This window comes from Nodularia sp. LEGE 04288 (assembly GCF_963896525.1).
GTDB lineage: Bacteria > Cyanobacteriota > Cyanobacteriia > Cyanobacteriales > Nostocaceae > Nodularia.
Genome location: NZ_CAWQOY010000088.1, coordinates 1 through 24,270 on the forward strand (window position 1 = coordinate 1; position 24,270 = coordinate 24,270).

20 protein-coding genes are annotated in these 24,270 nt (G+C 41.1%); all 20 read right to left on the reverse strand.

The window, feature by feature from the left end; genetic code table 11:
- Positions 1-70 precede the first annotated feature (70 nt).
- On the reverse strand, positions 71-1,513 hold the full coding sequence (locus AACX33_RS05865; RefSeq protein ID WP_193997104.1) for an O-antigen ligase domain-containing protein: 1,443 nt from the start codon (positions 1,511-1,513) through the stop codon (positions 71-73).
- A 64-nt stretch (positions 1,514-1,577) separates the two neighbouring features.
- Entirely contained in the window at positions 1,578-2,507 is a 930-nt protein-coding gene (locus AACX33_RS05870; protein WP_193997103.1) for a glycosyltransferase family 2 protein, read from the reverse strand.
- A complete protein-coding gene (locus AACX33_RS05875) occupies positions 2,425-3,633 on the reverse strand; it encodes a glycosyltransferase family 4 protein (protein ID WP_193997102.1) in 1,209 nt (402 codons plus the stop codon). Before AACX33_RS05875 ends, AACX33_RS05870 begins: the two co-directional genes overlap by 83 nt.
- A 173-nt stretch (positions 3,634-3,806) precedes the next feature.
- Complete coding sequence (locus AACX33_RS05880) at positions 3,807-4,814, reverse strand: glycosyltransferase family 2 protein (protein ID WP_193997101.1); 1,008 nt, start codon at positions 4,812-4,814, stop codon at positions 3,807-3,809.
- A gap of 42 nt (positions 4,815-4,856) precedes the next feature.
- Positions 4,857-5,879, reverse strand: a complete 1,023-nt coding sequence (locus tag AACX33_RS05885) for a glycosyltransferase family 2 protein (protein WP_193997100.1) — start codon at positions 5,877-5,879, stop codon at positions 4,857-4,859.
- A gap of 56 nt (positions 5,880-5,935) precedes the next feature.
- On the reverse strand, positions 5,936-7,066 hold the full coding sequence (locus AACX33_RS05890; RefSeq protein ID WP_193997099.1) for a glycosyltransferase family 4 protein: 1,131 nt from the start codon (positions 7,064-7,066) through the stop codon (positions 5,936-5,938).
- A 21-nt stretch (positions 7,067-7,087) separates the two neighbouring features.
- Positions 7,088-8,047: a hypothetical protein gene (locus AACX33_RS05895; protein ID WP_339406192.1), complete on the reverse strand. Its 960-nt coding sequence runs from the start codon at positions 8,045-8,047 to the stop codon at positions 7,088-7,090.
- Between the two features lie 56 nt (positions 8,048-8,103).
- Positions 8,104-9,951 (reverse strand): heterocyst formation ABC transporter subunit HepA, encoded by a 1,848-nt coding sequence (hepA, locus tag AACX33_RS05900; protein ID WP_193997098.1) that lies wholly within the window; start codon positions 9,949-9,951, stop codon positions 8,104-8,106.
- 159 nt (positions 9,952-10,110) lie between these two features.
- Positions 10,111-10,854, reverse strand: a complete 744-nt coding sequence (hepC, locus tag AACX33_RS05905; RefSeq protein ID WP_193997097.1) for a heterocyst development glycosyltransferase HepC — start codon at positions 10,852-10,854, stop codon at positions 10,111-10,113.
- Positions 10,855-11,549: 695 nt separating this feature from the next.
- Positions 11,550-11,765, reverse strand: coding sequence for a hypothetical protein (locus tag AACX33_RS05910; RefSeq protein WP_193997096.1), 216 nt, complete (start codon positions 11,763-11,765; stop codon positions 11,550-11,552).
- A gap of 19 nt (positions 11,766-11,784) precedes the next feature.
- Positions 11,785-14,028: a GumC family protein gene (locus AACX33_RS05915; protein ID WP_193997095.1), complete on the reverse strand. Its 2,244-nt coding sequence runs from the start codon at positions 14,026-14,028 to the stop codon at positions 11,785-11,787.
- A gap of 25 nt (positions 14,029-14,053) precedes the next feature.
- Positions 14,054-14,230 carry a hypothetical protein gene (locus tag AACX33_RS05920; RefSeq protein WP_339406195.1) on the reverse strand — a complete coding sequence of 59 codons (177 nt, stop codon included), beginning with the start codon at positions 14,228-14,230 and terminating at the stop codon, positions 14,054-14,056.
- 17 nt (positions 14,231-14,247) lie between these two features.
- Positions 14,248-15,336, reverse strand: coding sequence for a glycosyltransferase (locus AACX33_RS05925; RefSeq protein WP_193997093.1), 1,089 nt, complete (start codon positions 15,334-15,336; stop codon positions 14,248-14,250).
- 471 nt (positions 15,337-15,807) lie between these two features.
- Positions 15,808-17,121, reverse strand: coding sequence for an NAD(P)H-dependent oxidoreductase (locus AACX33_RS05930; RefSeq protein WP_193997092.1), 1,314 nt, complete (start codon positions 17,119-17,121; stop codon positions 15,808-15,810).
- A 75-nt stretch (positions 17,122-17,196) separates the two neighbouring features.
- On the reverse strand, positions 17,197-17,754 hold the full coding sequence (gene rfbC / locus AACX33_RS05935) for a dTDP-4-dehydrorhamnose 3,5-epimerase (RefSeq protein WP_193997091.1): 558 nt from the start codon (positions 17,752-17,754) through the stop codon (positions 17,197-17,199).
- 153 nt (positions 17,755-17,907) lie between these two features.
- Positions 17,908-18,780: a phytanoyl-CoA dioxygenase gene (locus AACX33_RS05940; protein ID WP_193997090.1), complete on the reverse strand. Its 873-nt coding sequence runs from the start codon at positions 18,778-18,780 to the stop codon at positions 17,908-17,910.
- A 42-nt stretch (positions 18,781-18,822) separates the two neighbouring features.
- Complete coding sequence (gene rfbG / locus AACX33_RS05945) at positions 18,823-19,971, reverse strand: CDP-glucose 4,6-dehydratase (RefSeq protein ID WP_193997089.1); 1,149 nt, start codon at positions 19,969-19,971, stop codon at positions 18,823-18,825.
- Between the two features lie 83 nt (positions 19,972-20,054).
- Positions 20,055-20,828, reverse strand: a complete 774-nt coding sequence (rfbF, locus tag AACX33_RS05950; RefSeq protein ID WP_193997088.1) for a glucose-1-phosphate cytidylyltransferase — start codon at positions 20,826-20,828, stop codon at positions 20,055-20,057.
- Between the two features lie 341 nt (positions 20,829-21,169).
- Positions 21,170-23,353, reverse strand: coding sequence for a tetratricopeptide repeat protein (locus AACX33_RS05955; RefSeq protein ID WP_193997087.1), 2,184 nt, complete (start codon positions 23,351-23,353; stop codon positions 21,170-21,172).
- A gap of 133 nt (positions 23,354-23,486) precedes the next feature.
- On the reverse strand, positions 23,487-24,266 hold the full coding sequence (locus AACX33_RS05960; RefSeq protein ID WP_193997086.1) for a PP2C family serine/threonine-protein phosphatase: 780 nt from the start codon (positions 24,264-24,266) through the stop codon (positions 23,487-23,489).
- Positions 24,267-24,270 lie beyond the last annotated feature (4 nt).

Consider the following 24,270-nt stretch of genomic DNA (forward strand, 5'->3'; position numbering starts at 1 on the left):
GGGGTGGGGTTCTTATATCTAAATTCTCCCTGATTTAGAGGCAAATTTGTGCATGAACACCAAACATTTATCACCTATTCAACCTATTGATTCCTTGATGCTGATAGTACTTGTGGGCGGCCATAGCCATAGCTAAAAATCCCCAAAGAATCATACCTGGGATACTCAGCATTGCACTATTGCCAACTAACTGCACACAAGTACTCAAACCAATAGCCCTAGCGGCGCTGACAAAACTATCAAAATGGGCTTCGCCATATTTCAATACACTGAAAATGATCAAGATTAACCCACCAAGATAAGGTATTGCACCCAACCAGCCCAGAGTAAAAAACATATCTAAAATCCCACTGTCAAGCACAAAAACTTCTAATTGACCAGTCTTTTCATTGACCTTCCAGATATTTCCTAACCCATTACCTAAAACATTAGAAAGAGCTAAACTTAAATTTCTGTCATAGCTTCCCGATCTATCTTTAAAGCTAGTATCGTCTTCCAAATTAGAAAAACTTTCCAAACGCTCTGTAATTACACCAGAAATAGGCTCAATATTCGCCAATGGCACAACACACATCACCATGACTAAAATGATGGTAATTAAGCGCATTTGAATACCGGCCTTTACCGAGCCAAAAATCATTACGACTCCTAGCAACCAACCCAACCAACTGGTGCGTACTTGTGCCAACAAAAACGACACATAACCAACGGCTGAAGCTGGAAAAATTAAGGTTCCCGAACTGGTGAATAATAATAATAGACCTGTTTGCATCACATAAGCAAAGGGTCCCGGTGAGTGTAAAGTACTCCACACGCGCATTCCAAAAGGTTCAGGATCTCCCGAACTCGTAAACATTTTGGATTCTATCAGCCAGTATCGATCCCACTCAGGTGCGACCACAAATTGATAGATACCATAAATGCCTAAAATTAACACAGCCCAGAGAAATATACGTTGAGCATTCTGGCGGTAGCTGGGATAATCTCGCCAGTTGATAAACAAGTGAAAAGCAAAAATAATGGGACTCAGCCAATCTAAAAAGCCCCGTGCAACAGGAACCGGTGAATTATATACCAGACCCATTAAAAAACCATAGAACACCCCAATAAACGCCAAAATAAACGGCATTCCTCCCTGAGTTGAAGCGCGAGGAGAGTGCCGCAAAAAAGTCCCTATAGTCACAAACACGACTAAGTAAGGGGCGACGAGCATCTGACGGGTGGGGTCCCAGCCAATTCGATAGTCAACTAAGCGAGCCGCTAAGGGTGTCAGGAACCATATCCACCAAGTAAAGCCGATATAGAGAATGGGATGGCGTAAGTATAAAAATACCGCTACCGCCAAAGCTGTCACGGGATAAACTAAGCGCAACAAACCAGCAGCACCGGCAAAATAACAAACTACATTCAGTAGCACAAAGCCCAAAATAGCCAGCCAACCTTGTAGCGATCGCTCTTCGGGAAAAAAATGTGATTCTGAAAACCCATTGAAATGTATTTGTTTGGAAATCACTATAAATCTACCAACTCTATATTTTAAATGAGATATCCGAAAACAAGATTTTCTTAATTACGAATTACGAATTACGAACTACGAATTGTTTACGTGCTTGCCAACGTCCACGCCAAGATACGATTAATTTTTGTCCGGCAATTTTACCTTGACTGGGTAAAAGTCGCAGCCATTGTATAAAGCCTAAACTCTCTCTTGTTCCCACGAATACTGCCCACAGCCAAAACACAAAATGCCGCGATGGCGGCAAATGTTCTAATAAAACCAAAGTTTCATTATGAACTAAATTAATCAAAGCAATTTCATTAAAATTGTGGCGTTGGTCTTCATCAAAACGTTGAGCGGGATAGTGATCTACCGCCACCTGTGGATCATAAATCATCTTCCAACCAGCCCGCTTTAAAGTCAGAGTAAATGCCATTTCAAAATGTACCTGCGCTCCCGTCCCACGCATCCGTGAATCAAATTGTAATTCCCCGATGGCTTGAGTCCGAAAACTCATGTTTACGCCTTTGAGAACATCAACTTCGCGGGCTTCTCCTACTCCGAGATGATGGTTGCCAATTACCCGCCCAAACCACTGCAATTTACCCACTATCAACTCTTGAGCGTCTGCGATTTTGTCGCCGTAGTGTACCCAATCACGACCACCGACACCGCCAATGCTACTATCACTAATAAAGTGAGCGTTGATTCTTTCTAACCAATCAGGATGGGGTGCAGCATCATCATCAGTAATCGAAAAAATGTCTCCTTCTACTGCTGCTAATCCGGCATTGAGTGCGGCGACTACTCCTGTTTCTGTAACCTTGACAGTTTGCAGTGGTAAGTTTTGGGGATGGAATTGAGCGAGGAATTCCCAAGTTTCTGTATCTGTATCCCGAACCACCAAAATTACTTGATCAACCGGTTTAGTTTGGGCTTGGAGTGCCAAAAGGCAACGTGATAGATCCAGAGGACGGCGATAAGTGGGGATGAGAACTGTATTCCTCATGATTAATTAACTCCTCAAATAGATCCAGATAAGTTTGCGCCATTTTCGTCCAGCTATGTTGTTCGGCGATGGAACGGGCGGCTTTTCCCATGTTTTGGCGCAAAGTGCGATCGCTACTTAGTAACCGCAACGCCTGTGTCAAAGCTTCAGCATCATCTGAGTCCGACAAAACTATTCCAGATTCTGGCGTGACCAAATCGGCTGCACCGGTGGAACTAGCTGTAATTACAGGTAAACCAGAAGCCATCGCTTCAATCACCACTAAGCCAAATGGCTCGTAACGTGAGGGAAAAACTAAGAAATCTACCGCTTTCATCAGTTCTGGGACATCAGACCTCTGTCCCAAAAAATGGACTCGTTCACGCAATCCCAATGATGCTGCTAGCTGAAGATAGGGACTTCCTTGAGTATTTCCGGCTACCGCTAGATGTAACTCCGGAACTTGCACTAAGGCTTGTAAGACGGTATCTAAGTTTTTGCGAGCTAGTCTAATATCCCCGGCAAACAGTGCTAGGGGTACGCTTTCAGGTAGTTGCCATTTTTGGCGTTGGCTCACTCCTGGGGAAAACTCCTCTAAATCAACGCCGTTTAAAACTACTTTGATGGATTCTGGCGGTACACCTATTTCTCGTAAATCCTGGGCGACTTTATCAGAAACTGCTACTACTATTTGCGCTTTACGAAAAGCTTGTTTTTCCCAATGTGCATTGAAAGTTGTGTATAACCACTGATAAAAGTTATATATAAATTTCTGTGACTGCGGTTGAGTTTTTCTAGAGGTGAATTTCAGCCAAGAATTATGCACAAAATGCACTGCATTCACATCTCCAGGGGCATTGGTAATTGCCCCATTAACTTTCACTATGTCAATTTCTGGGCGATGTTTCCGCAACCAATTTGTGCTTTTATTGGCAAATATCATGTTGCGAATAAATTCGGTGGGATATCTTTTAACAGAGATAGGAACCCAGTTAATTTGGGGGTGGTGTTGTAATTCTAATGCTACATGACTGGCTAATAATGTCAGGTGATAACCGCGACGAATTGCTTCTTGGGCTACTTCGTAATTAACTCTACCTTGACCATCGCCTTTTTGTACGGTGTGGGTAACAATGCAAATTTTCATTTATTACCTCTATTGTTAATTATTAGTTTGGGAATTTAGGAAGAACGAACCGCAGAGGCACAGAGAACTCAGAGAATGAAGAAGGAGAAGGAAAAGATTGGTTAAATGAGCTATGTTGCAGTGTAAATAAAGCGGATAAATCTGAGTATTTGCCTAATTTTTGATAAACTAAGCTAGTTCGATTTTGGGATTCTTAATACTGGATTAGCTAATATTTTCGGGGTAAAGCTGAGAGTCAGAGCTACGATGGTTCGTAGATTAAATTTTTGCTGCTTCAGTGCTTGCCAAAGATAAGAACGAGCTGATTCTACCTGTTGATTTCGCAGTAAACCAATGCCTAAAGTTGTATGAGATTCTAACCATTTTTTTTGAAAGTGGCTTTGGAATTCCTGTATACGAGGATCTTCTATAAAGATTTTGTAACAGCACATTTCACTTTTGGCTTTGCGGATTTTTGTCTGCACATTTTTACTCCCACTAAGCTTCGTGTCGGTCAATTCATGCTCTCGATATAGTGTGAGTTTTTCTGGATGATAATAAGCACCATAACCGGATATACAACAGAGGTAGGTTAAATATAAATCCCACATACCGCCTATTTCTGCGGGAATACTATCCCAATTAATCACATGATTGCGAATTACACAAGCGGCAGCAGTGGGGATACTTTTATCTATTAACCCAATTTTGTCAAATGTTTGGTGAACTCCTGCTGCAAGTTGATCTCGCTTGTAACTGCGTGTATTTAATTCGGTTCTATCATCTTGAATTTTGCTATCTGCATCGATAATATATTGGTCACAGAAAGCCAGAATTAAATCAGCATTTGCTTCTAAGGGTGGTACAAGTTTGGCTAAAAAGTCCCGATTCCACATATCATCATCGTGGAGGCTAGCAACATATTTACCACCTGCCATTTTGAAGCCGTGCATCTGATTGGCGATCATCCCTAGATTTTGCGGTTGTCGCCAAAAGCGAATGCGCGGATCTTCAAAAGATTCGACAAGTGATTGGGGATTTTCTGGACTACAGTTATCGGAAACAATAATTTCGATATTTCGATAAGTCTGGCTAACAGCACTAGCGATCGCCTGTTTTAAATATTCCGGTCGATTATAAGTCGGGATAATCACACTCACCAGAGGCTCGTTTTTTAATTCACCAGTATTGTTGTTATTCATATTCAAATATTTATCTGTGGGGATGAGTATGCAATTAATGTTTTAACCCAACTTCATTGCGGGTTTGAGAACGGCAGAAACATATCTATAAGAATGAGTACTCATCGACATGGTGACATCGATAATTTTCATGAAATCTAAACTTTTAGATGGTTTGGGTATTTTGTTCTCAGGGATATTACTCATCCCTATGGATTGAGCATATTGACGGCAAGCTTCCCAATCGTATTGCCAAATGTCTTCCATCCAAAAGCGTTGAATGCCGTATTTATGAAAATAACGCAGCACTTCAAAATCGTAGTGATAATACTTTTGTTTGATAATTGTATGCATATCAATTCCTCGTTCTTCCCAGCCTGTAAACCACTCCTGAGCGGCAGTGTCTAATTTGCCCAGACTCAAGTAATCGGGTTTTGAAGGATAGCGCGATCGCCTGCCTATAGGATGACCAACTTCTAATACATTTTCAATTACACTATACAGACGTAACTTCGAGGCGTGTGCATCCAAACGAGTCACAGCATAGTGGATTACCTTGATGTCATGAATATGTAATCTGGTAGCATATTCAGGCATAGGAATCCTGACACTATGAATTTTTTGTGGCTGATGTTCTGCGCCATCATCGACATAACCCAAGGGTGTCAAAATACCAGTTCTAAGACATTGATGAGTGGTGACAAATAAATCTGGCTTTTCAAAAAATAATACTGTTCCTGGCTTGGCTTTGAGCATTGCTTGCCAGCTTTGAGTATGGATGGCATTAGCTGCTAGGATTTCATCAGCATCCAAAGCCAAGATAATTTTATGTTCTGGGACTAAATCTCTAGCTGCCTGAATCAATAATAACTGCCGATCTGATTCGTTGAATTTTTCTGATTTGTTTTCAATTAATGTAACTTTGGGATAATTCTGACAAATATCCTGGCTGCCATCAATGGAATTTTGGTCGGCAATAATTATGTGGTCGGCAAATTCACTAGTGACGGATAAAAAGCGATCTAAAATCCAAGCTTCATTTTTTACAGGCGTAATTACTACAATCTTTGGTTTTTGATATTCCATTGTGATTTTTGAGGTTTAAAGAATGGATATTGCAGGAAATTTTACTATGAATTGCGTCAATCTCTGGCATGAAATTTAGCAATAGTTTTTTCGTAAATTATTTTTAAACGCTGAATATGAACATCAATAGTGAACTCTTGCTGGAACCAATCCTGACCTTGTTCACCCATTAATTTGCTTTGGGAAAAGTTGCTTCCTAGTTCATTGATGGCAGTAGCTAATTGTTTAATATTGTGAGGTGGAACCAAAATACCTGTTTCGCCATGTCGGACGTGTTCGGGAATACCTCCCACTGCACTAGCAATGATTGGTCGATAGTGACCATAGGCTTCGAGAGTGACAAGACCCGCAGGTTCAGGCCAAAGACTGGGAAAAACCACCGCAAAGCACTGTTGATAAAGTTCTTCGAGTTTTTCGCCACTACACCAGCCATGCCAAGTAATGCGATCGCTTAACCCCATCTTCTGTGCTAATTTTTCCATAGTGGGCTGATTCCAACCATCACCGGCAATGTCAAGATGAATGCCTTGATCGCAGAGTGCCAAAGCTTTAATCAGCCATTCCACGCCTTTATAAGGAACAATCCGACCAGCGAACAAAATCCGCTGATTTTGATGGGTTTCCCGATTTAGAGGCGCATTGTCACCTTGAGGCGGTTGTACACCACACCGTAATGTCACCACTCGTTCAGGTGATAAACCATTACTAACGATTTGCTGACGGACATAATCACTGTTAGCAATCACCGGAATTTTCAGCTTTTTGAGGATTTCTAGCGGATGATTCGCGTTCCTCCAGTCCTGCAAAATATTTTCCGGGCGACGACTACCACAACCGTCTACCAAATGTCCCCAAGTACATCCCAGGGGGTTCATCGTGCGATCGCACACTTTGCCCCGATCTGCTAAATATTTTGTGCCACTAGGACAGTAGCTAGAGTTATTATGCAGAGTAAAAATTGCCGGACATTCTTCTCGCAGTTCGCCGAGCATATCTAAATCGTGAACGTGCAGCAATTTAAAATGTTTTTGCTCCACATTTACCAAAGAAGCAATCGGGCGATCGCTCACCCCAGGAATTTGAGAATTTACCAAAGATGCTAAATAAGTTTCAATTCCACCACCACCTGTGATATCAGCACGGGAGCAGTGATAAATTATTTTACTATCAACCAACGCATAACTCATATTGATTTTGCTTATTTGTAGTTAAACCCCGGATGGTCTGCGCTGATAAATTGGATAAATTGGCGATTTATTGGTGTTGATCTGTGGTTTCATGATATTCATCCAAAACTTGTGTCGAATATCACTAACATAATGGCGTAAAGCAATTTTGTTACTAGCAAATTTATCTGGATAAATAAATTGATCAGTGACATTCATCACATATTTTTCTGAGCATAGTGGAACACCATGATTCTGGTGAATTGTCAAATGTACAATTGTTTGTTCAGTAAAATAACTGGGTATTCCCGTTAATTTTGCTAACCGTTTGATCGCAAAATCCCAATTTAGTTCATTTTTAAAGAAAATAAATCCCGCATTCACCGGATTGATTTTTTCGCCATCTTCATCAAGGATTCTGCCATCGAGTGAATTTGAGCAATCTGGTAAATAATGACAGACTTGACTATCTAAATTAGCTAACTCAACTAAGTCAATACCCCCTGGGAAGAATAAAATATCTGAGTCTGTATAGATAGTTGCACCATTAACAGGAATTGACATCAACGCGGATAATTTTTTACCCATTGGATGCACTTGAGCATAATCAGAGACACATTGAGGTAAATCCTTTCTGAGAAATTTGTGGATGGGTATCACCTCAACACAGGGATGAATGCAGCATAGTAACTGACAACTCAAATCAGTGTAGCTACCATCAGAAATGATAGTAAATTTATCAGGGATACCAACATTACAAAGAAATGAGTGAACACTTGCCACTTGTTCAGCCAAATCGCGTTCACAAGATAAAGCATAAACGCTAATAGGAACTTTTCGAGTTGTACTAATGGGCAGTTTAACCGTTTGAGCGATTTTTGATTTATAGAAATAGCGGTTAAATTTTCCTTGAAAGCGAGCAGTATGATAGCTAATATTTACCATTGTTTTAAGTGGTAAGAAAGTTAATTTTTCACCGTCAATTAAGTTTGCAAAGTACAACAATTAAATCCGGAAAGTTTTTAGAGAAGATTTAGGCAATAAAATCTCTAAACTGATCAAGCTTGACCCATTTCATATTGAGTCTTGTGATATTCCCAAAGTTTGCCTTTAAGTTGGAGTAATTCTTGATAATTACCTTGCTCAACGATGCGTCCTTGTTCTAAGACCACAACCTTATCAGCTTGGGCGATAGTTGAAAGACGGTGAGCGATCGCAATCACTGTTCTACCTACAGATAGCTTTTCGATAGATTCCTGAATCAAGCGTTCAGTCATGGAGTCTAGGGCGCTGGTGGCTTCGTCCAAAATCAGAATTTCGGGGTCACGTAGCAAAGCACGAGCGATCGCAATTCGTTGGCGTTGTCCTCCAGATAATCGCACACCCCGATCCCCCAATTGAGTATTCAAGCCTTCAGGCATTTCGTCAATAAATTCCAGTGCATTCGCTAGTCGAGCAACTTGGCGAATTTCAGCATCAGTCGCGCCTTCTGTACCGTAGGAAATATTATTCCCCACAGAAGTATTGAAAATAAACGTATCCTGACTGACAACAGCGATTTTCTCCCGTAAAGAGCTAATCTCAAATTGGCGGATATTCATGCCATCAATCAAAACATCTCCTTCTATGGGATCATAAAATCGCGGAATTAAATCAATCAATGTACTTTTACCAGCACCAGTTCCGCCAACTAACGCTGTAGTTTTACCCTTTTCAATGCTCAGAGTAATATTATTTAGCACTAAAGTATGAGCATCATAGCCAAAATCAGCCGAAACTAAATCAATTGAATATTGTAGCCCCGTAAATTTGACATAGCCATTTTGCAAATAGGTTTTATTGTCAGTTCTAATCAGTTCCTTAATATTATCTGCCGCTCCTTGGAGTGTGCTGAGATGCGCTCTAGTACCATTAATATCTTGTACAATTGGCACAACCCGGAAAAGCACAAAGAAAAATGTCAGCAGAGAAGCAACTTGTAGAGTGCCATTCACAACAAAAACAGTAAAGGCAAAAATAATCATCCCAATCAGAATCGTACTAGCTATAGCTTCAGCTAGCGGTCTAACCAGGGCCCAAGTTAATATAACTTTCGTGGAAGTGCTAACTACTTGATTGCTCGCATTATAGAAACGCGCGCGCTCAAACTCTTGAGTTGAAAATGCCTGAACTGTGCGAATGGCATTAATAAATTCAATCGCTATGGAAGTAAAGTTTCCATTAGCAATGGAAGTACTAAAACTGGTTTCTCTAGCGCGAGCATTGAGTGTTGATAATCCTACTCCTACCAAGGTGAACAAGAAAAAAGAAATAATAGTCAGTTGCCACGATAATAAACACATCGAGATAAAGTAGACAAAAGCAGTGATGGCTCTGGTCATCAAAAATGATGCTCCACTAAACCACTGTTTCATCCTTTCAATTTCAGTAGTAATCGTATTAACTAGTTCACCAGAGCGAGTTTTAGCATAGTAACTTAACGGTAAACCTTGCAACTGCTCAAAAATTTGTTTTCGCAACCTGTCAGCTAGAAATAATTGAGTTATTTCTATGTAGACGTGTGACAGATAATTGAAACAAGCCCGAATCCATGTACTCAATAAAATCAGTAAAGAGATGCGATATAGTCTATTAATTGCCGAAGCCTGAGCCGCTAAAATCCAGGTGTCAAACCAGGCAATTCCCGTTTGCATTGGTGCCGCATCAGGAGTAGTTAAATTTTGCAGAAATGAAAGCAAAAACCCAATACTAACACCTTCAAAGCTGGCAGCTAGAAAGGAAAATACTAAAGCTAAAATTGCCAGTTTGGGGAAATATTTAAATTCTCGGATGATTAAATAATTGCTTTGCCAAAATTTAGTAGCCTTGAAGCGATCGCCTATTATTTGAGAAGCTTGAGTATACATGAGTTTTCTCTAAAAAAAATGTGGTCAATTAGATAAGTCATAGAGATGCTCAATAACCCTTTTATTTAAGGTAATATCAGAAATTCCTGCTCTTTCTCCGGGTGCGTTATAGCACTTTACCTAACGCACCTTAGCGACTGAATTTAGTTACCAAAAACATCACAGTGTTTGGCTATCCAAATGTAATACACTAGATTCTTCCCATGAATCCGTCATCTGTGATGGTGGATTCATTTGCTGTTTTCCCGCCAAAGTTAGCCGCACCGCATTTTCTAAAGTGCAACTACGAGATCCCATCAAAGTCATTTCACCGCGCAGCACATTCCACAACTGGGGTAGATGATCTAAATCGTATTTACGCATCCAACGACCTAAAGGTGTAATATGATCTTTTGCGGTTGTACAAAACTTGATCGCCCGAAAAACTTTACCTCGTTCTCCAACCTGCCACTCACTGGTAAAAACTGCTCCTGGTGAGTCAATCTGTAAAATCACAAATAATGCCAGCATCACTGGACTCATGAGTAGTAGCAAAAATAAAGCAGCCATCCAGTCAATTAGTTTTTGCCCAGCACTACCTGGTTTGGCTGGTTTCTCGCTAGAGGGTAGGCGAATAAATATCGGCTTACGAGCTTGTTCACAGGCTTCAACCCAAAGTTTTAGATAATCTTCACCAACATTTGGATCTATACTCACCAAATTTACTAGAGTTTTTTTTAAGCAATTTACTAATAATTGCTCGTCATGCAAAGAAGGCAGATGAAGCTGTTTAGTTTGTGGGGAAGATTTCACCAATAATTGACCCCGCCGCCATTGGAGTGTACAGTAGGAAAAGTTATTATTGTGGTGTTTCTGGATGTCACCAGAGGAATTATGAAGAGCAGTAATTAATGAAATTGTCATATGTCTTTGGATCTATACAATAGTGAATTGCTGAGTTAATATTTACGGCTATCAATGCCAAAGACTCCGAACAGAATTTTGTTTTGCTCCAAAAATATGTAGGTGATTGCGTGCAAAAGTATGCTCTTTTAACTTGCACTCCAGATAAGTCCAAATCTGGGTAAATTCTGCTGGTGTAAAGATGTACAAACAAGAAAGATACTAAGCAGACAAGTAGCAGTAAAGACACTGAGAAAGCTGATGGTGAAACGGGGGTTTCTCTTGAATAACTAAGGGACGATGGGGAAGTGTAGAAAAAAATTCCCCTATTTCTCAAGTGTCTGATAACTTCAGATATAAGTTTAGTTACGACTACCTATTTTTTATCAATCTTACAAAATCTAGTTTACCTTTGTCTTTTAGCTGTTGAGAAGGGGCTTTAATCTCTAGGATATAAGAGTTTGGGGTAATGACTATATGCTGCGATAGATTCTTTATTTAGTCTTTAAACAGGCAGTCATTTTTCCAGTTAAATATAAAGCTGTTATAAATATACTTAGTTTGAAGTAATAGTAATATACGAAAAAATTGAGATGCGAGGTTATTTTAAAAGTGGCGAATTGTAATTTTAGGCACTTATTGATCCACATAATTCTGCTTAATTAGGGAATAAAACAGCCCGGCTTTTTCAGGGGAGCCAGTGCGGTCTTCTCCTGTTAGGGGATTTCCCCATAAGCAACAGGCGGGGATTTAGGGGAATCTAGAATGTTTTCAAATTCCAGCGATCGCGGTTGAAGATGATCAACAAAGGCTCCAAAAAACATATGTGCGATCGCATACCAAACACGGCGATCGCACATCAGATAAAACCTTTCAATTAGTAAATTTGCACACAGAGACAAGTAGAAGCTGACTATTCCCTTGTCCGCCATGCATCGCCCAAAATATCCGCTATTTTTCTACCGCCTGTTTCAGCGCCAATTGAGACGACTGAGACGGCTTGGGATACTGTACATAGGTACTGCCAGAGTTGGAGACTCCATTCGCCACCACCCCAATCAAGTTTAACCTGCTCAACATAGCTGTAGCTTGGGCTAATTGGCTGCGAGTTACCTTACTCATACTTGCCGCCAGCACCACACTCCGACAAGATGAAGCTGTCAGCATAGCATCCACCAAACCGAGAACTGGCGGAGCATCTATGAGTACCAAATCATAATTATCCTCAAATACCGACATCAATTGCATCATCCGTGGTGAACTCAACAGATTTGCCGGATCAGCAGGTATCGGCCCAGCCGTTAAAATATCGATGTACGCTGAACCTAAAGTGGGAACTCCAATTTGCTTGGGGATAGTGACATCACTAGCCAGGAGAGTAGATAGCCCTTGCTCATTGGGAAGATTCAGCTGTTCGTGAAGACTAGGTTCTCGTAAATTGGCATCAATCAATAGTACCCGTTTGTGTAAACGAGCCGCACTCATCGCCAAACCCAAAGCCAAAGCTGACTTACTCTCATCTCGCAAAGCCGAGGTAATCATCAGAGACTTCAAATTGGCAACAGAATTTAAAAGTTCAATATTTTTGAAAATTAAATCCAATGATTCCCAACGTGGTGGGGACTGCAACACTTGAATTGTCCAGGGAGAAAGAACTTCTGGTTTACCAAAAGGCAACTTGATAATTGATTCTCTGTTCTTGGTAGTTGGCAGTTTGGGAGTAGTTCCCAACAACGGCAAAGAAACCTGCTTTTCCAATTCAGCAGTAGTATGAACAGCATCATCAGACGCTTCTCGAATAAAAGTAGCAATACCTCCCAACATCAACCCCACAACTCCACCCAACAACAGATTCTGCCGGAGATTGGGTCCCAATTGCATCCCTAATTGTGGTTCCTCCACAACTTCCCAATTAAACCCACCCTTGGCAAGTTCTTGGCGCAATTTCTGTTCGGCTCGCAATAGCTCCTCTAACCTTTCACGGCTAAATTGCAGCTGTGGCATAATTCGATTGTAATAAGCCAACAGCGGCGGAAAGCGTTTGATTTCAAAACGCAATTGATTTTCTTTCTCCGCCAAAGTTTGATCGCGGGCGCTTAAAGCAACTATAGTTGTTTGCGTCTCCACAAGCTGACTAGCCAGATTGAGGTCAATTTCACCGAATTGTCCTTGTTCCAACAGAGGTTCTTGGGAAGTAGTTGCACCACTAGACTGTACGCCTAAAGTTCTGCCCACCTCTTGTTGCAATAATTGCTTCTGGCTTTCCAATTGTTCTTGGAGTTTTTGCACATTCGGAGTTTCATCCGTAAAACGCAAACGTTCTTGAGCTAATGCTAGTTCGGTTTTTTGAATTTCGTTGAGTAAACCTTGGTAGCGAGTAGACTGACTCAGACGAGAAGCAACCAGAGCATTTTGTGGAGAACGCTTCAGTTGTTCTTGCAGAGATTTTTGACGGGCTACAGCTTCTTGATACTGAGAACGGGTAGTCCGACGCTCTTGTTCAATAGTGTTTAAAGAATCTTCTAAGGCTTTAGCTTGTGACTCAGGATCGATTAAATTTTGGTTGCGGCGAAATCGTTGTAGGTTAGTCTCCGAAGCATTCACTTCCTCGCTGGCTTTACTTAACTGTTCCCGAATAACTTGTAAACCTTTTTGTAACCGCGAATCCTGTTGCTGTTTGTTGTATTCCACATAAACTTGCTGAATTGTCGCTAGAACATTTTGTGTTTTTTTTGGATCTTGGGCAGTATAGTCTACTTGGAAAATTTTTGTAGCCAGATTATCTTCTTGGGATCTGAGTTGATTCAGAACTAAAGATGCTTTAATTTCGTTGACAGTGATATCAGGATAATCCGATTGGAGTTTGTCAACTGCCTGTTGGATGAGTCCTGAACTTTGCATCAGATTTAGCTGGGTTGCTGTATCTATCTGAATATTAGGCTCGATGAATTGACTGTCTGTGCCAGCGCCTTCTTGCCTACCTTGATAGTTAGGTTCTACAAGCAGCTGCATCGAGCTTCTGTAGGTAGGTTTTGTCCTAGAAGTTACCACAGCCGCCAGGGTGACTGAAGTCATAAAGACTGCTAAAAACCAAGGAAATCTGCGAATAAATATTTTAAACAGCTGTCCGTAGCTTGGTTCTGTATTAGAGTTATTAACCTGATTTATACCGGGATTAAGACGAGCTTGATTCATGTTTATTATCCTTATCTGCGAGACGCTACGCGTAGCTGACTTCCCCCTGGGGGATAAAAGAGTTAATACCAATTCGTAATAGCCCTAGAGCTACCGCACCGCCATCCTCATATAGTGTGGCGTAGCTAGAGACTTTACGTAATTCTAATTCGTAATTAAAAAAGTCAAACTCCATCTTGGTTTCCAGGTTGATCAATGTCACCTTCTGGGCAAAAATGATTAATTGATACTACAAGTTTGTTCAATAAGTTGCTCAACCTTGCTAAAAAATACTGGTTCCGAGAAATTGTTTACTGCATGATTACGAATATTTTCATAATTCCAAGTGATTCCTCCGGACTCTAATAATGCAGATTGTATGGATTCTGGTGTTTGTCTGTTAAACAATACCCCTGTTTTACCGTGGATCTGTGTATCTAATACTCCACCGGCTCCGTAGGCAATCACTGGTGTGCCACTAGCATTAGCCTCTACGGGAACTAATCCATAGTCTTCTAAGGCGGCCACAATCACAGACTTGGCTTTAGAAAATAATTCTTTACGTTGAGCATCACTGACGTGTCCTAAAAACTTAATATTATCTAAGGCTTTGGCTTTGAGTCGTTCTTGTTCTGGCCCATCACCTGAGATTAATAATTGCCAACCTAGCCAATTAAAGGCTTCGATGATTATATCTAGCCGCTTATAGCTGATCATCCGCGCCGAAGCCAGATAGTATTCATCTTTTATATCTGAAAACAAAAAATTATTTGTATCAATTGGATAGTTAATGGCAATTGCTTGTTTGTGGTAAATTTTTTGAATACGACGGGCGACTACACTAGAGTTAGCAATATAAAGGTCAGGTTCCTGAGCATATTTTAAATCTACATTTCGCATCAATTGAAAAATCTGTTCAATTAACGGCGCAAAATATCGATAGTCCCCATACTCCCTTAAATAAGTTTCCGTATCCCACAAGAAACGGGTAACATTATGACAAAAACAAATATGTTTTGCATCTGGACGTTTGCGTACTGCTTTGGCAAAGCTAGTACTACTACTAATAATCAAATCGTAATCTTGTAGATCCAACGCCCGAAAGGCAGGAAAATACAAAGGAGCCATCAATCTAAAATACTTGGCTGCGCCGGGAATTTTTTGCAAAAAAGTAGTTTTGACTATCCGATCACCCATATCAATAGTCTTTTGCGGATTGTACAAAGAAGTGAAAACATCCGCTTCGGGGTAACGCTTACAAAGTAATTCAAATACGCGCTCTGCTCCACCGCGCTGGGTTAAATAATCATGAACTAGAGCAATTTTCATAGTTTTATCTAATTTTATTCATAAGTTTGGCGGAAAACTTGCCAGCAAGTTGCTTTGAACAACTTTAGGTTTCAGAACGATAAATGCCCATTCTCATATCTTTTACCTCTAGTTACCAATCCAGACAATGTAGAAAAAGCGCGTTGATTTACTTTGTTATTGAATTTTATCACTAAATCCAGGTGTTTAGCTTTAATACTATATGATTAAACAACATGAATTTCTATTGGGGCTAAACGTGAGCATTTGCTCAGAATTATCGGCGACAAAGAATGATTTTACAAATGTGTTTATAGTCAGTGCTTTAGCGCTGATGATCACGGTTGCTAGGACTAAACTCCTGACTACAAAGGTTTATTTCTCTAGTTTAGTTAGCTGATGTATCTGTAGAAGATGCCCTCAAACTACTGATCAGGAAGCTTGAGGGGATCACAGCTTTAATTGAAGCTAGTGATATATAAATTACTGATTTTATCCCACGGTAGCCAGAACTTTTTCTGATGCAAAATAAACGTTTTGTTCAGCGCGTAGTTGGTCGCAAAGTCTGCCTTGAGGCAATTCGACATCATCGTAAGTCAGGACTTGATCCTGGGGAATATCTCGTTTGAGTCGACAACCTTCTGCTAAACCGATTGGTAGTAATTTTTGCTCTTGCACAATAGAAGAATTTTCACATTGACCGTAGGTCATATAGTAGCCAATACCATCTAGGGTTTCGCCGGCTTTGAGATTAATTTTGGCAGTGGTGATCACATCGACCACGGGGCCTGCTAGTGGAGATAAGACAGCATCTTGAAACAGGACAGCACGGGCTACAGATAATGGAACTTCAAAATGACAGAGGTGATAAGGAGTGTAGAAGCTATATAAAGGGCCTTCACCTAACTTGTACAAATCGAGATAGTGGCGTTGTTTGGGGTCGTCGTGAGTGGCAAATACAAATACACCAGGGCTAGGTTGAGCGCCAACTACATAATCAACGATACCACCGAGTTCTTTAAGTTGATCAACGTCGTACATTTTGGTCATTTGATCAACATGACCACTGAAGTTGTAGCCGAGCATTCCCCGCTGGGCGACTTTCATTCCTGTGGCGTTGGCAACGATCGCCTGCTCGAAGGAAATTTTGGTTCCATCGGCAAAACTAGTCACCATGTGGGCTTTTTGACCCCAACGTTTAGCAAATCCTTCTTGAGTCGTAGGATTACGATAAGGGTCTTGAAGTCCTTTAATGTTACCGCACAATAACGGAGTCAGACCAATACTTTTGACAAATCGGTAGAGATTCATTTCTACCCCTGGCTGATCACCATCACAGGCGCTGAGAATGACTTTGGCTTTGTTGGCGTACACATTGAGGATGGGGCCGATAGTCGCGTCAAGTTCGGCATTCATCATAATTACGTGTTTGCCATGAGCGATCGCTTCCATGACGATCCTAGCGCCAAATTCTACTGCACCAGTGACTTCAATAATGGCATCAATGCCCTCAGCTTGACAGAGTAATCCAGCATCTTCCGTAACTGCATATTTATCCTGAGCGATCGCCTCTTCTAATTCAGTGACACTCGTTACAACTTGAATATTTTCTAGTCCCGCTTCTGTATAAGCTCGTTTAGCTGCATCAACCTGACGGCTAAAAATCGCCACCAACTCCATTCCCGGAACTGAATTGATAATTTGATTAGCAATTCCCCGACCCATAAAACCAGCACCAATCATCCCCACTTTCACCGGATTTCCGGCTGCGGCGCGGGCTTCTAAGGCACGATCAATAATAATCATTAGCTAAATTCCTCTCTTAATTATTTGCTCAAAGTAAACTTTAAAACAGTAAATAGACTGATAACTGATAACTGTTTATCTAGGATCTGCACTACCAACCGGAATCATTTCCAGCAAAGTCCAACTTAAGTCTTTCTCAGAAATTTCACTTACTTCTAGAGGCCATTCAATATTAAAAAATGGGTCATTATAGAGTAATCCTCGTTCATAACCTGGTGTATAAAACTCACCCACTTGATAAACGACCTCAGCCTCATCTGTGAGAGTTTGATAACCGTGAGCAAACATTTCTGGGACATACAAAGCCCGGTGATTTTCTGCGGTCAATTCTACACCAATATATGATAAAAAACTTGGCGATTCCGGACGCATATCAATAATTACGTCATAGATAGCGCCTTTAGTACAACGCACCAATTTTGTTTCTGCGGCTGGAGAAACTTGATAATGCATTCCCCGTACAGTACCCTGCTTGTAGTTAAAAGATATATTACATTGGGAAACTGTAGGCTTTAAACCATGAGCCATAAATTCTTGGGCGCAGAAACCACGGGCAAAAAATCCCCGATGATCCGGCTTTTTTTCTACATCAACAATGAATGCGTCTTTGAGTGCAGTTGTGGTAAAAATCATAAAAAATTATCAGTGTTTAACCAGATGAAGTTATAACTAAGTAGGTAAGCAGGAATAAACCAAACTATATTACATCCTGAAACCTTCACCAATGACCAATGACAAAGGACAAATGACGACCCTAGCCAGTTAACTTTATTTACGCCGATCTACTTAATTTAATTGTGTTGTTACTGGTACTTTTTCTAGAGTTTCTAGTTGATCTTCATCAAATTCTCTGTTTACAGTTGGTCTGGGATAGGTATTATCCCAGTAATGAGTACACAGTTCTGGACGCTTTGCGGGGTTGGCAGTATAGGCAAAAAATAGCGTTGACCGTTCTTCGGTGCGGAGAGTGCCATGATGTAAAATTCGTCTTGTATCAGCAAAAATAACTGTACCTGCCTTTCCAGGGCAAGATTTCCAAGCGGATTTTGGGACAATTTTATTTAGAGTTTGATCATCAATTCCGCCTAAGTTTTTAATTTTGCGTTGAATTCGATAAGCTTTTGCTCTGGAAATTAAAGATATTGGCACATATTCAAAAGGTCCATGTTTTTCTTCCACATCAGTTAAGTAGATAATAATTTTGAGAATTCGGCGGTCTTCTATATCTTTATGCCATAGCAGTGTCTGAAACTGCTCTGTGTTGGCAAAGTCTTTACGTAAATGTACACCATGATAAGCCACCGGAAGACCGATGTAATTTTCAATAATGTTGAACAGCCTTTGTTCCTTTCCCCAGTTATAAAATGATGGTAAATCCGTAACTATGAAAATTTCTGGCGGATTTTGGGTTGAACTGCTGTAGTTAGCTGTTCCCATACTTGGCAGTAAACGGTAAGCAGAACTCAACAGTTTTGAGGTAGAAGTTAATCCTAATTCTGTCAGGTTTGTGATGTGAATTCCGTCACGTTTAATCGAGTCAAGAATTACGCGATCGCTTGCTGCTAGTACAGGCAATTTTTTTCCATGTTGCCAACATAATGATCTGTAACTTAGCTCTGATTGCAGAGAAAAAAACTTATCTCCAAGAGTAGTAAACATGGTATATATAACTAAGTTTTGAATTGTGTATGTCAGTTATTTTTAAGTTCTTGATTCAGCGACTTGAGGCACATTTTCCCCGGCTTCAACTCCCAGCCAAGAAATTTCTCGTTGCTGTAAATGTGCAAGTTGCATAAACTGCTGAATTTGAGATTGACTCTTTTGCCGCATATCACAGCCTTGTTGCCAAGCTTTAGTCCAATCCACAATCCAAGCTAAAGCTGTGGGTAAATCTAATCGTGGTTTCCAGTGAATTTGAGTCCGGGCTTTAGCACAATCCAAGGTTAATAAATTGGCTTCATGGGGTTGAACTCCAGCATCCTGAATCCAATGAGCATCATCACCCCAAAACTGCTGAAGTTGGTCAACTACCCAAGCTACAGTTTTCACTCCTGACTCATTCGGCCCAAAATTCCAGCCTCCACAATAAAGTGAACCCTGAGTAAATAGTTTTTCAGCCAGCATTAAGTAACCATTCAGAGGTTCCAGAACGTGTTGCCAAGGGCGCACTGCTTGGGGATTTCTAATCACAACTTCTTTCCCTGCAAGCCAAGCGTTGAGAATATCTGGAACCAGTCGGTCTTTAGCCCAATCTCCACCGCCAATCACATTTCCAGCTCGAACACTGGCTACAGCTACCCCATGTTGTGCGTAATCAGCCGGATTGAAAAATGATTGACGATAAGCTGTAGTGACTAATTCAGCACATCCTTTACTACTGCTGTAAGGGTCATATCCCCCCATAGCATCAGTTTCCCGGTAGCCCCAAACCCATTCCCGATTTTCATAACATTTATCAGAGGTGACTGAAACTACTGCTCTGACGCTGGGTACATTCCTGACTGCTTCCAATAAGTTGACTGTTCCCATGATATTCACAGCATAGGTGTCTACTGGGTTGTAGTAAGATTCCCGCACCAACGCCTGAGCGGCCAGATGCATCACAATATCTGGCTGGTAGGTTTGCATCACTTGCTGGAGAAAATCTAAATCTCTGATGTCTCCTACCACCGATGTCATGCCATCACCAATGTGAGCTAACTCAAACAAATTCACAGGTGTGGGAGGAGTTAAAGCGTAACCACAGACCTCAGCCCCTAACATTTGTAACCACAGAGATAACCAACTACCTTTAAAGCCTGTATGTCCGGTGACAAAAACTTTTTTTCCCGCCCAAAAATTTGATTTCATTGGATAAATTCTCCTCATGCAGCACGGCGTAAATCAACCACCTATTCCCAATCAATGACACCTTCAGATATGGCAATTCAGAGTTACCACACTTTCCAAGGAGCATCACCACTTTTCCACAGTTCTTCTAGGTGGTTTTTATCGCGTAAAGTATCCATCGGCTGCCAAAAACCATTATGTTTAAAAGCAGATAACTGATCCATCTGTGCCAGTTTTTCTAATGGTTCTTTTTCCCAAACTGTAGAGTCATCAGAAATCAAGTTAATTGCTTCTGGTTCTAAGACAAAGTAACCGCCATTAATCCATGCGCCATCACCTTCAGGTTTTTCCTGAAAGCTGTTGATTTTAGTTTGCTCATGTCCTAAAGAAATAGCACCAAAGCGTCCTGCGGGTTGCACTGCACTCAGTGTCGCTAAGGTTTTTTGTTCTTGATGAAATTTAATTAACTCTGTAATATTGATGTTACTTACACCATCGCCATATGTGAAGCAAAATGTGCTATTACCAACATGATCACTGATGCGTTTTAAGCGTCCACCTGTCATTGTGTAATCACCCGTATTTACTAAGGTGACGCGCCAGGGTTCGGCATAGCCAGAATGCACATTCATTTGGTTGAATCGCATATCAAAGGTAACATCTGACATATGTAAAAAGTAATTAGCAAAATACTCTTTAATGATGTAACCTTTATATCCACAACAAATGATAAAATCATTAATACCGTGGGCAGAGTAAGTCTTCATGATGTGCCAAAGAATTGGTTTACCACCAATTTCCACCATTGGCTTAGGTCTGATACTCGTTTCTTCACTGAGGCGTGTACCGAGTCCTCCAGCCAGAATGACTGCTTTCATACAATTACCTTTTTGGAGATTTGTAGGCAGATTATTATTTAAATTTTTCGGGATGAAGAGGATGCACGTGGATCAGAAAAAATTGCCTGGTTAATGTCTTTCTTTCCGTACATAATATAACTATTATTTTTGACAAATTGATGAAGAAGCCGTAAATGATTTTGTTTTATATATAAAATACAGATGAATATTTGGATAATGATAATTGTGTCGATTACATATAGTAAAAATAGTCAAACATGATAAGAGTAGTCTCATGCTAGCCCTTATCATGAAAATTTTATTTCAAAAAAGAAAAACGATTTAGGCAAAAACTAGGTTTCAGACTACTAGCTTTCTAATTAATTTTTACCTGTATATTTCAACATAGCAGAGCTTTGTAATAACGCAGTACATTGGCTTTCTATGATTACACAGATACTGCTCAGTGCTTGCTGGTAGCTTTCTGTATCCTCTTGTTCTAAGGAAAGTTTGGCGGCTGTTTCTAAATCTTCAATAGCCTTGAGATTATTTGGGTCAGAGTCTTTTCCAGTATATTGTGTAAGTTCGTAGCGAATCATCCCTCGCTTGAGATAAACTTTCGCCAGGTTGCCATTTATTTTCAGTGCTTGGTTAAAGTCAGCTATTACCTGTTGATATTCTGGAAGAAAGTTGCTGCTAAATTGTGCCATTTTATAGCGCACTTCACCGCGCTGAAAATAAGCTTCTGCTCTGGATGCATTGAGTCGAATCGCCTGGCTAAAATCCACAATTGCTTGTTGATATTCTTGTACAGATTCGCTGCTATATTTAGCTATTTGAGAACGAACAATACCTCTTCTAATATAGGCTTCAGCTTCTTGATCGTTGATTCCCAGAGCTTGATTAAAATCTGCGATCGCCATGTGATATTCTCGATCAGGATCGTGGCTATGTTCAGCCATCATATAACGGGCATTGCCGCGGTTGACAAAAGCTTTGACTTCTTCAGGGTTAATCTCCAAAGCTTTGTTATAGTCTTGCAGAGCGCCTTCATAATCTCTCAAATTGTAGCGAGCATTGCCCCGGTTAACAAAAGCTCTGGCATTTGCCGGTTCCTGCTCTAGGGCTTGGCTAAACTTTTTGACTGCTTGCTCATAATCTCGAATTTGGTAAGCAGCATGACCCTGGGTATAGTAATCTGCGAAAGTCAGAGTTTCTGCCTCTAATTTCTGAGAACGAGCCATCACCGTTTGTTGAGTCAAGGCATTTTGAGAAACATAAGGACGAGTCAATTTAATCGCTACGTCCAGATAGCCCAATAGACCAAAGCCCATTAAACAGAAGATAGCAGGATAAAACTTGGTCTTCTTGCGATTTTGAGCCGGAAAATAGCTAGGGATAGCCACTGGATGCCAATAATTGACTTGGTACTGCGGACTAACTGGTTGTGGAGAACGTGGACGCTGGGCGTAACGCCTTTTAGGTACGACTCGCGGGCGCAGATGTTCGCGATTTTCTACCGCTCTAGGTGATGGAAATGGGTCACGTCCACCTAAGCGCAAAGTCCGTTCACACCAAGGACAACTATCTAAATGGTTATTGTAGCGATGCTGGGGATTAGTCGTACAAGTAATCAGGCTATCTTCGGCTTCAGCTAAAACTGATAGCCAAGTTTGGGCGCTGGGGCGCAGTTCTGGGTCATGGTGACCATCCTCAAAACAACGTAAAAACAATTCTTGCAACTTGGGATGAAGCACTTCCCAAGCAGGTGCGATGGGGGTGGGGCGATAAGGGACTTGGTGCTTTTGACTGTAAGTGAAATGTCCCGCCGCAATGCGGGCTTCGTAGGGTGGTGGCTCTGGAATACCTTGAAAGATTCCCGAAAAGGGGTGAGTACCTTCCATTAAAAGTTGAAAAATCAACACCGCCAAGCCAAAGGAGTCATGGGTAATTTTGCGATCGTGTTGAGCAAAAGTTTTATTTTGTAGTTCCGGTGGAGTAAACTCAGGTTTACCCACTGAACAGCGATAAACAATATTTTGATCAGGATCGTACACTTGGAAAGAGTCAGTATCTACCAAAGTCACCAGTGCTGTATCGCTGACCAGAATATTTGACTCATTCACGTCACCAACGCAATATCCACTACTATGCAAAGCGGCAAAAGCTGCTGCTAAATTGCGAGCCGTGCGAAGCAGATACTGATAATTGAATAAGGGACAATGTTCGCGACGGGTTCTCGGATTGTAAAAGTCGATAATGGGGCGCATCCCCCGAATATGGGGCATCAAAAAGCCAATGATTTCATTGCTTTGATCTGTCGCCCGTAATAAATCCTGCGGCCAAGCAATGGAAATATGCCCCAAGCTAGCCGTCGGGTTTTCTGGAGGGTTGGCCAGCATCGCCTGAAGTTTGTGGGCGTGAGCAACTGTTGGCTTGTGATAAACCTTGGCGACTAAATCACCACAGGACGGCACTGCATAGATACAAGCTTCACCGCCACGCCCCAAACTAACGCTGAGGTTGATAATTTCTGGTTTGGGAAGACAACGTAAGACCTGCATGATAAAATTACGGTGAATGGGGTTATGTAAAAGACTAATATCGCAAGATCACCACAACATTGCTGAGATAAAAGATCGTGAGCGATCGCCAGCTTCAAAGCACTCACTTATTCAGACGCAATGAATCACGACTCTAGATGAGGCTAGCTAAAATCAGCGTCAAATCATCATCAGTACGTTGGGTAATCCGCTCAGAACCTAAAAACCTCACTAACTGCTCTTTGGCTAATGTCTGATCTTCGGCATTTTCCACAAAGTCGAATAAGGGAAAAAAGAATGGTTTGTGAGGTTCACCAACCACCATGTTTAAAGCCAGCATTTGCAGTCCATCGGTGAGGACACCAACATTAACTATGGTTTCACGCCATAATCTCATTTGTGCTGTATCTAAAGCATGAGGGGAAGTTAAAAAAGTCGTCTGGTTAATGTATTCGCCATTGTCAGGTATTGTCAGTGCCAGTAAGTTACCCTGATCATCCTTAGCTACTGCTAAACCATCACCAATTTGTACAACTGCTACCATATCTGGTGTGGCAACCATAATAATTAAGGTAGTTGCTAAATCTTGTGGCTGTTTGCTACAAGCTACCGCTTCATCCTCTACGGCTTTTTTCGCAGATAGCAAGGCCTGATTCAATAGTGATTGTACAATGGCATCATCTCCAAGGCAGTCTGGAGTAATTTCTTGAATAGAAAGGGTTTCTATTGCTGTTTCTACAGCTACCATTGCTCCGATTTTTCCCTGGCTGGCAGAACCTGCACCATCAGCCGCCGCAGTCACCAACACATTACCTGGTAATAGCTGCCAGTGGTGAGCGTCTTGACACAGTTGCTTGTTTCTGATGTGGCTGGTACCACATACAGAGGCGGCGACTACTCGCCAATGAGATATCTGTTTTGATGTTGTGTTCATAGAT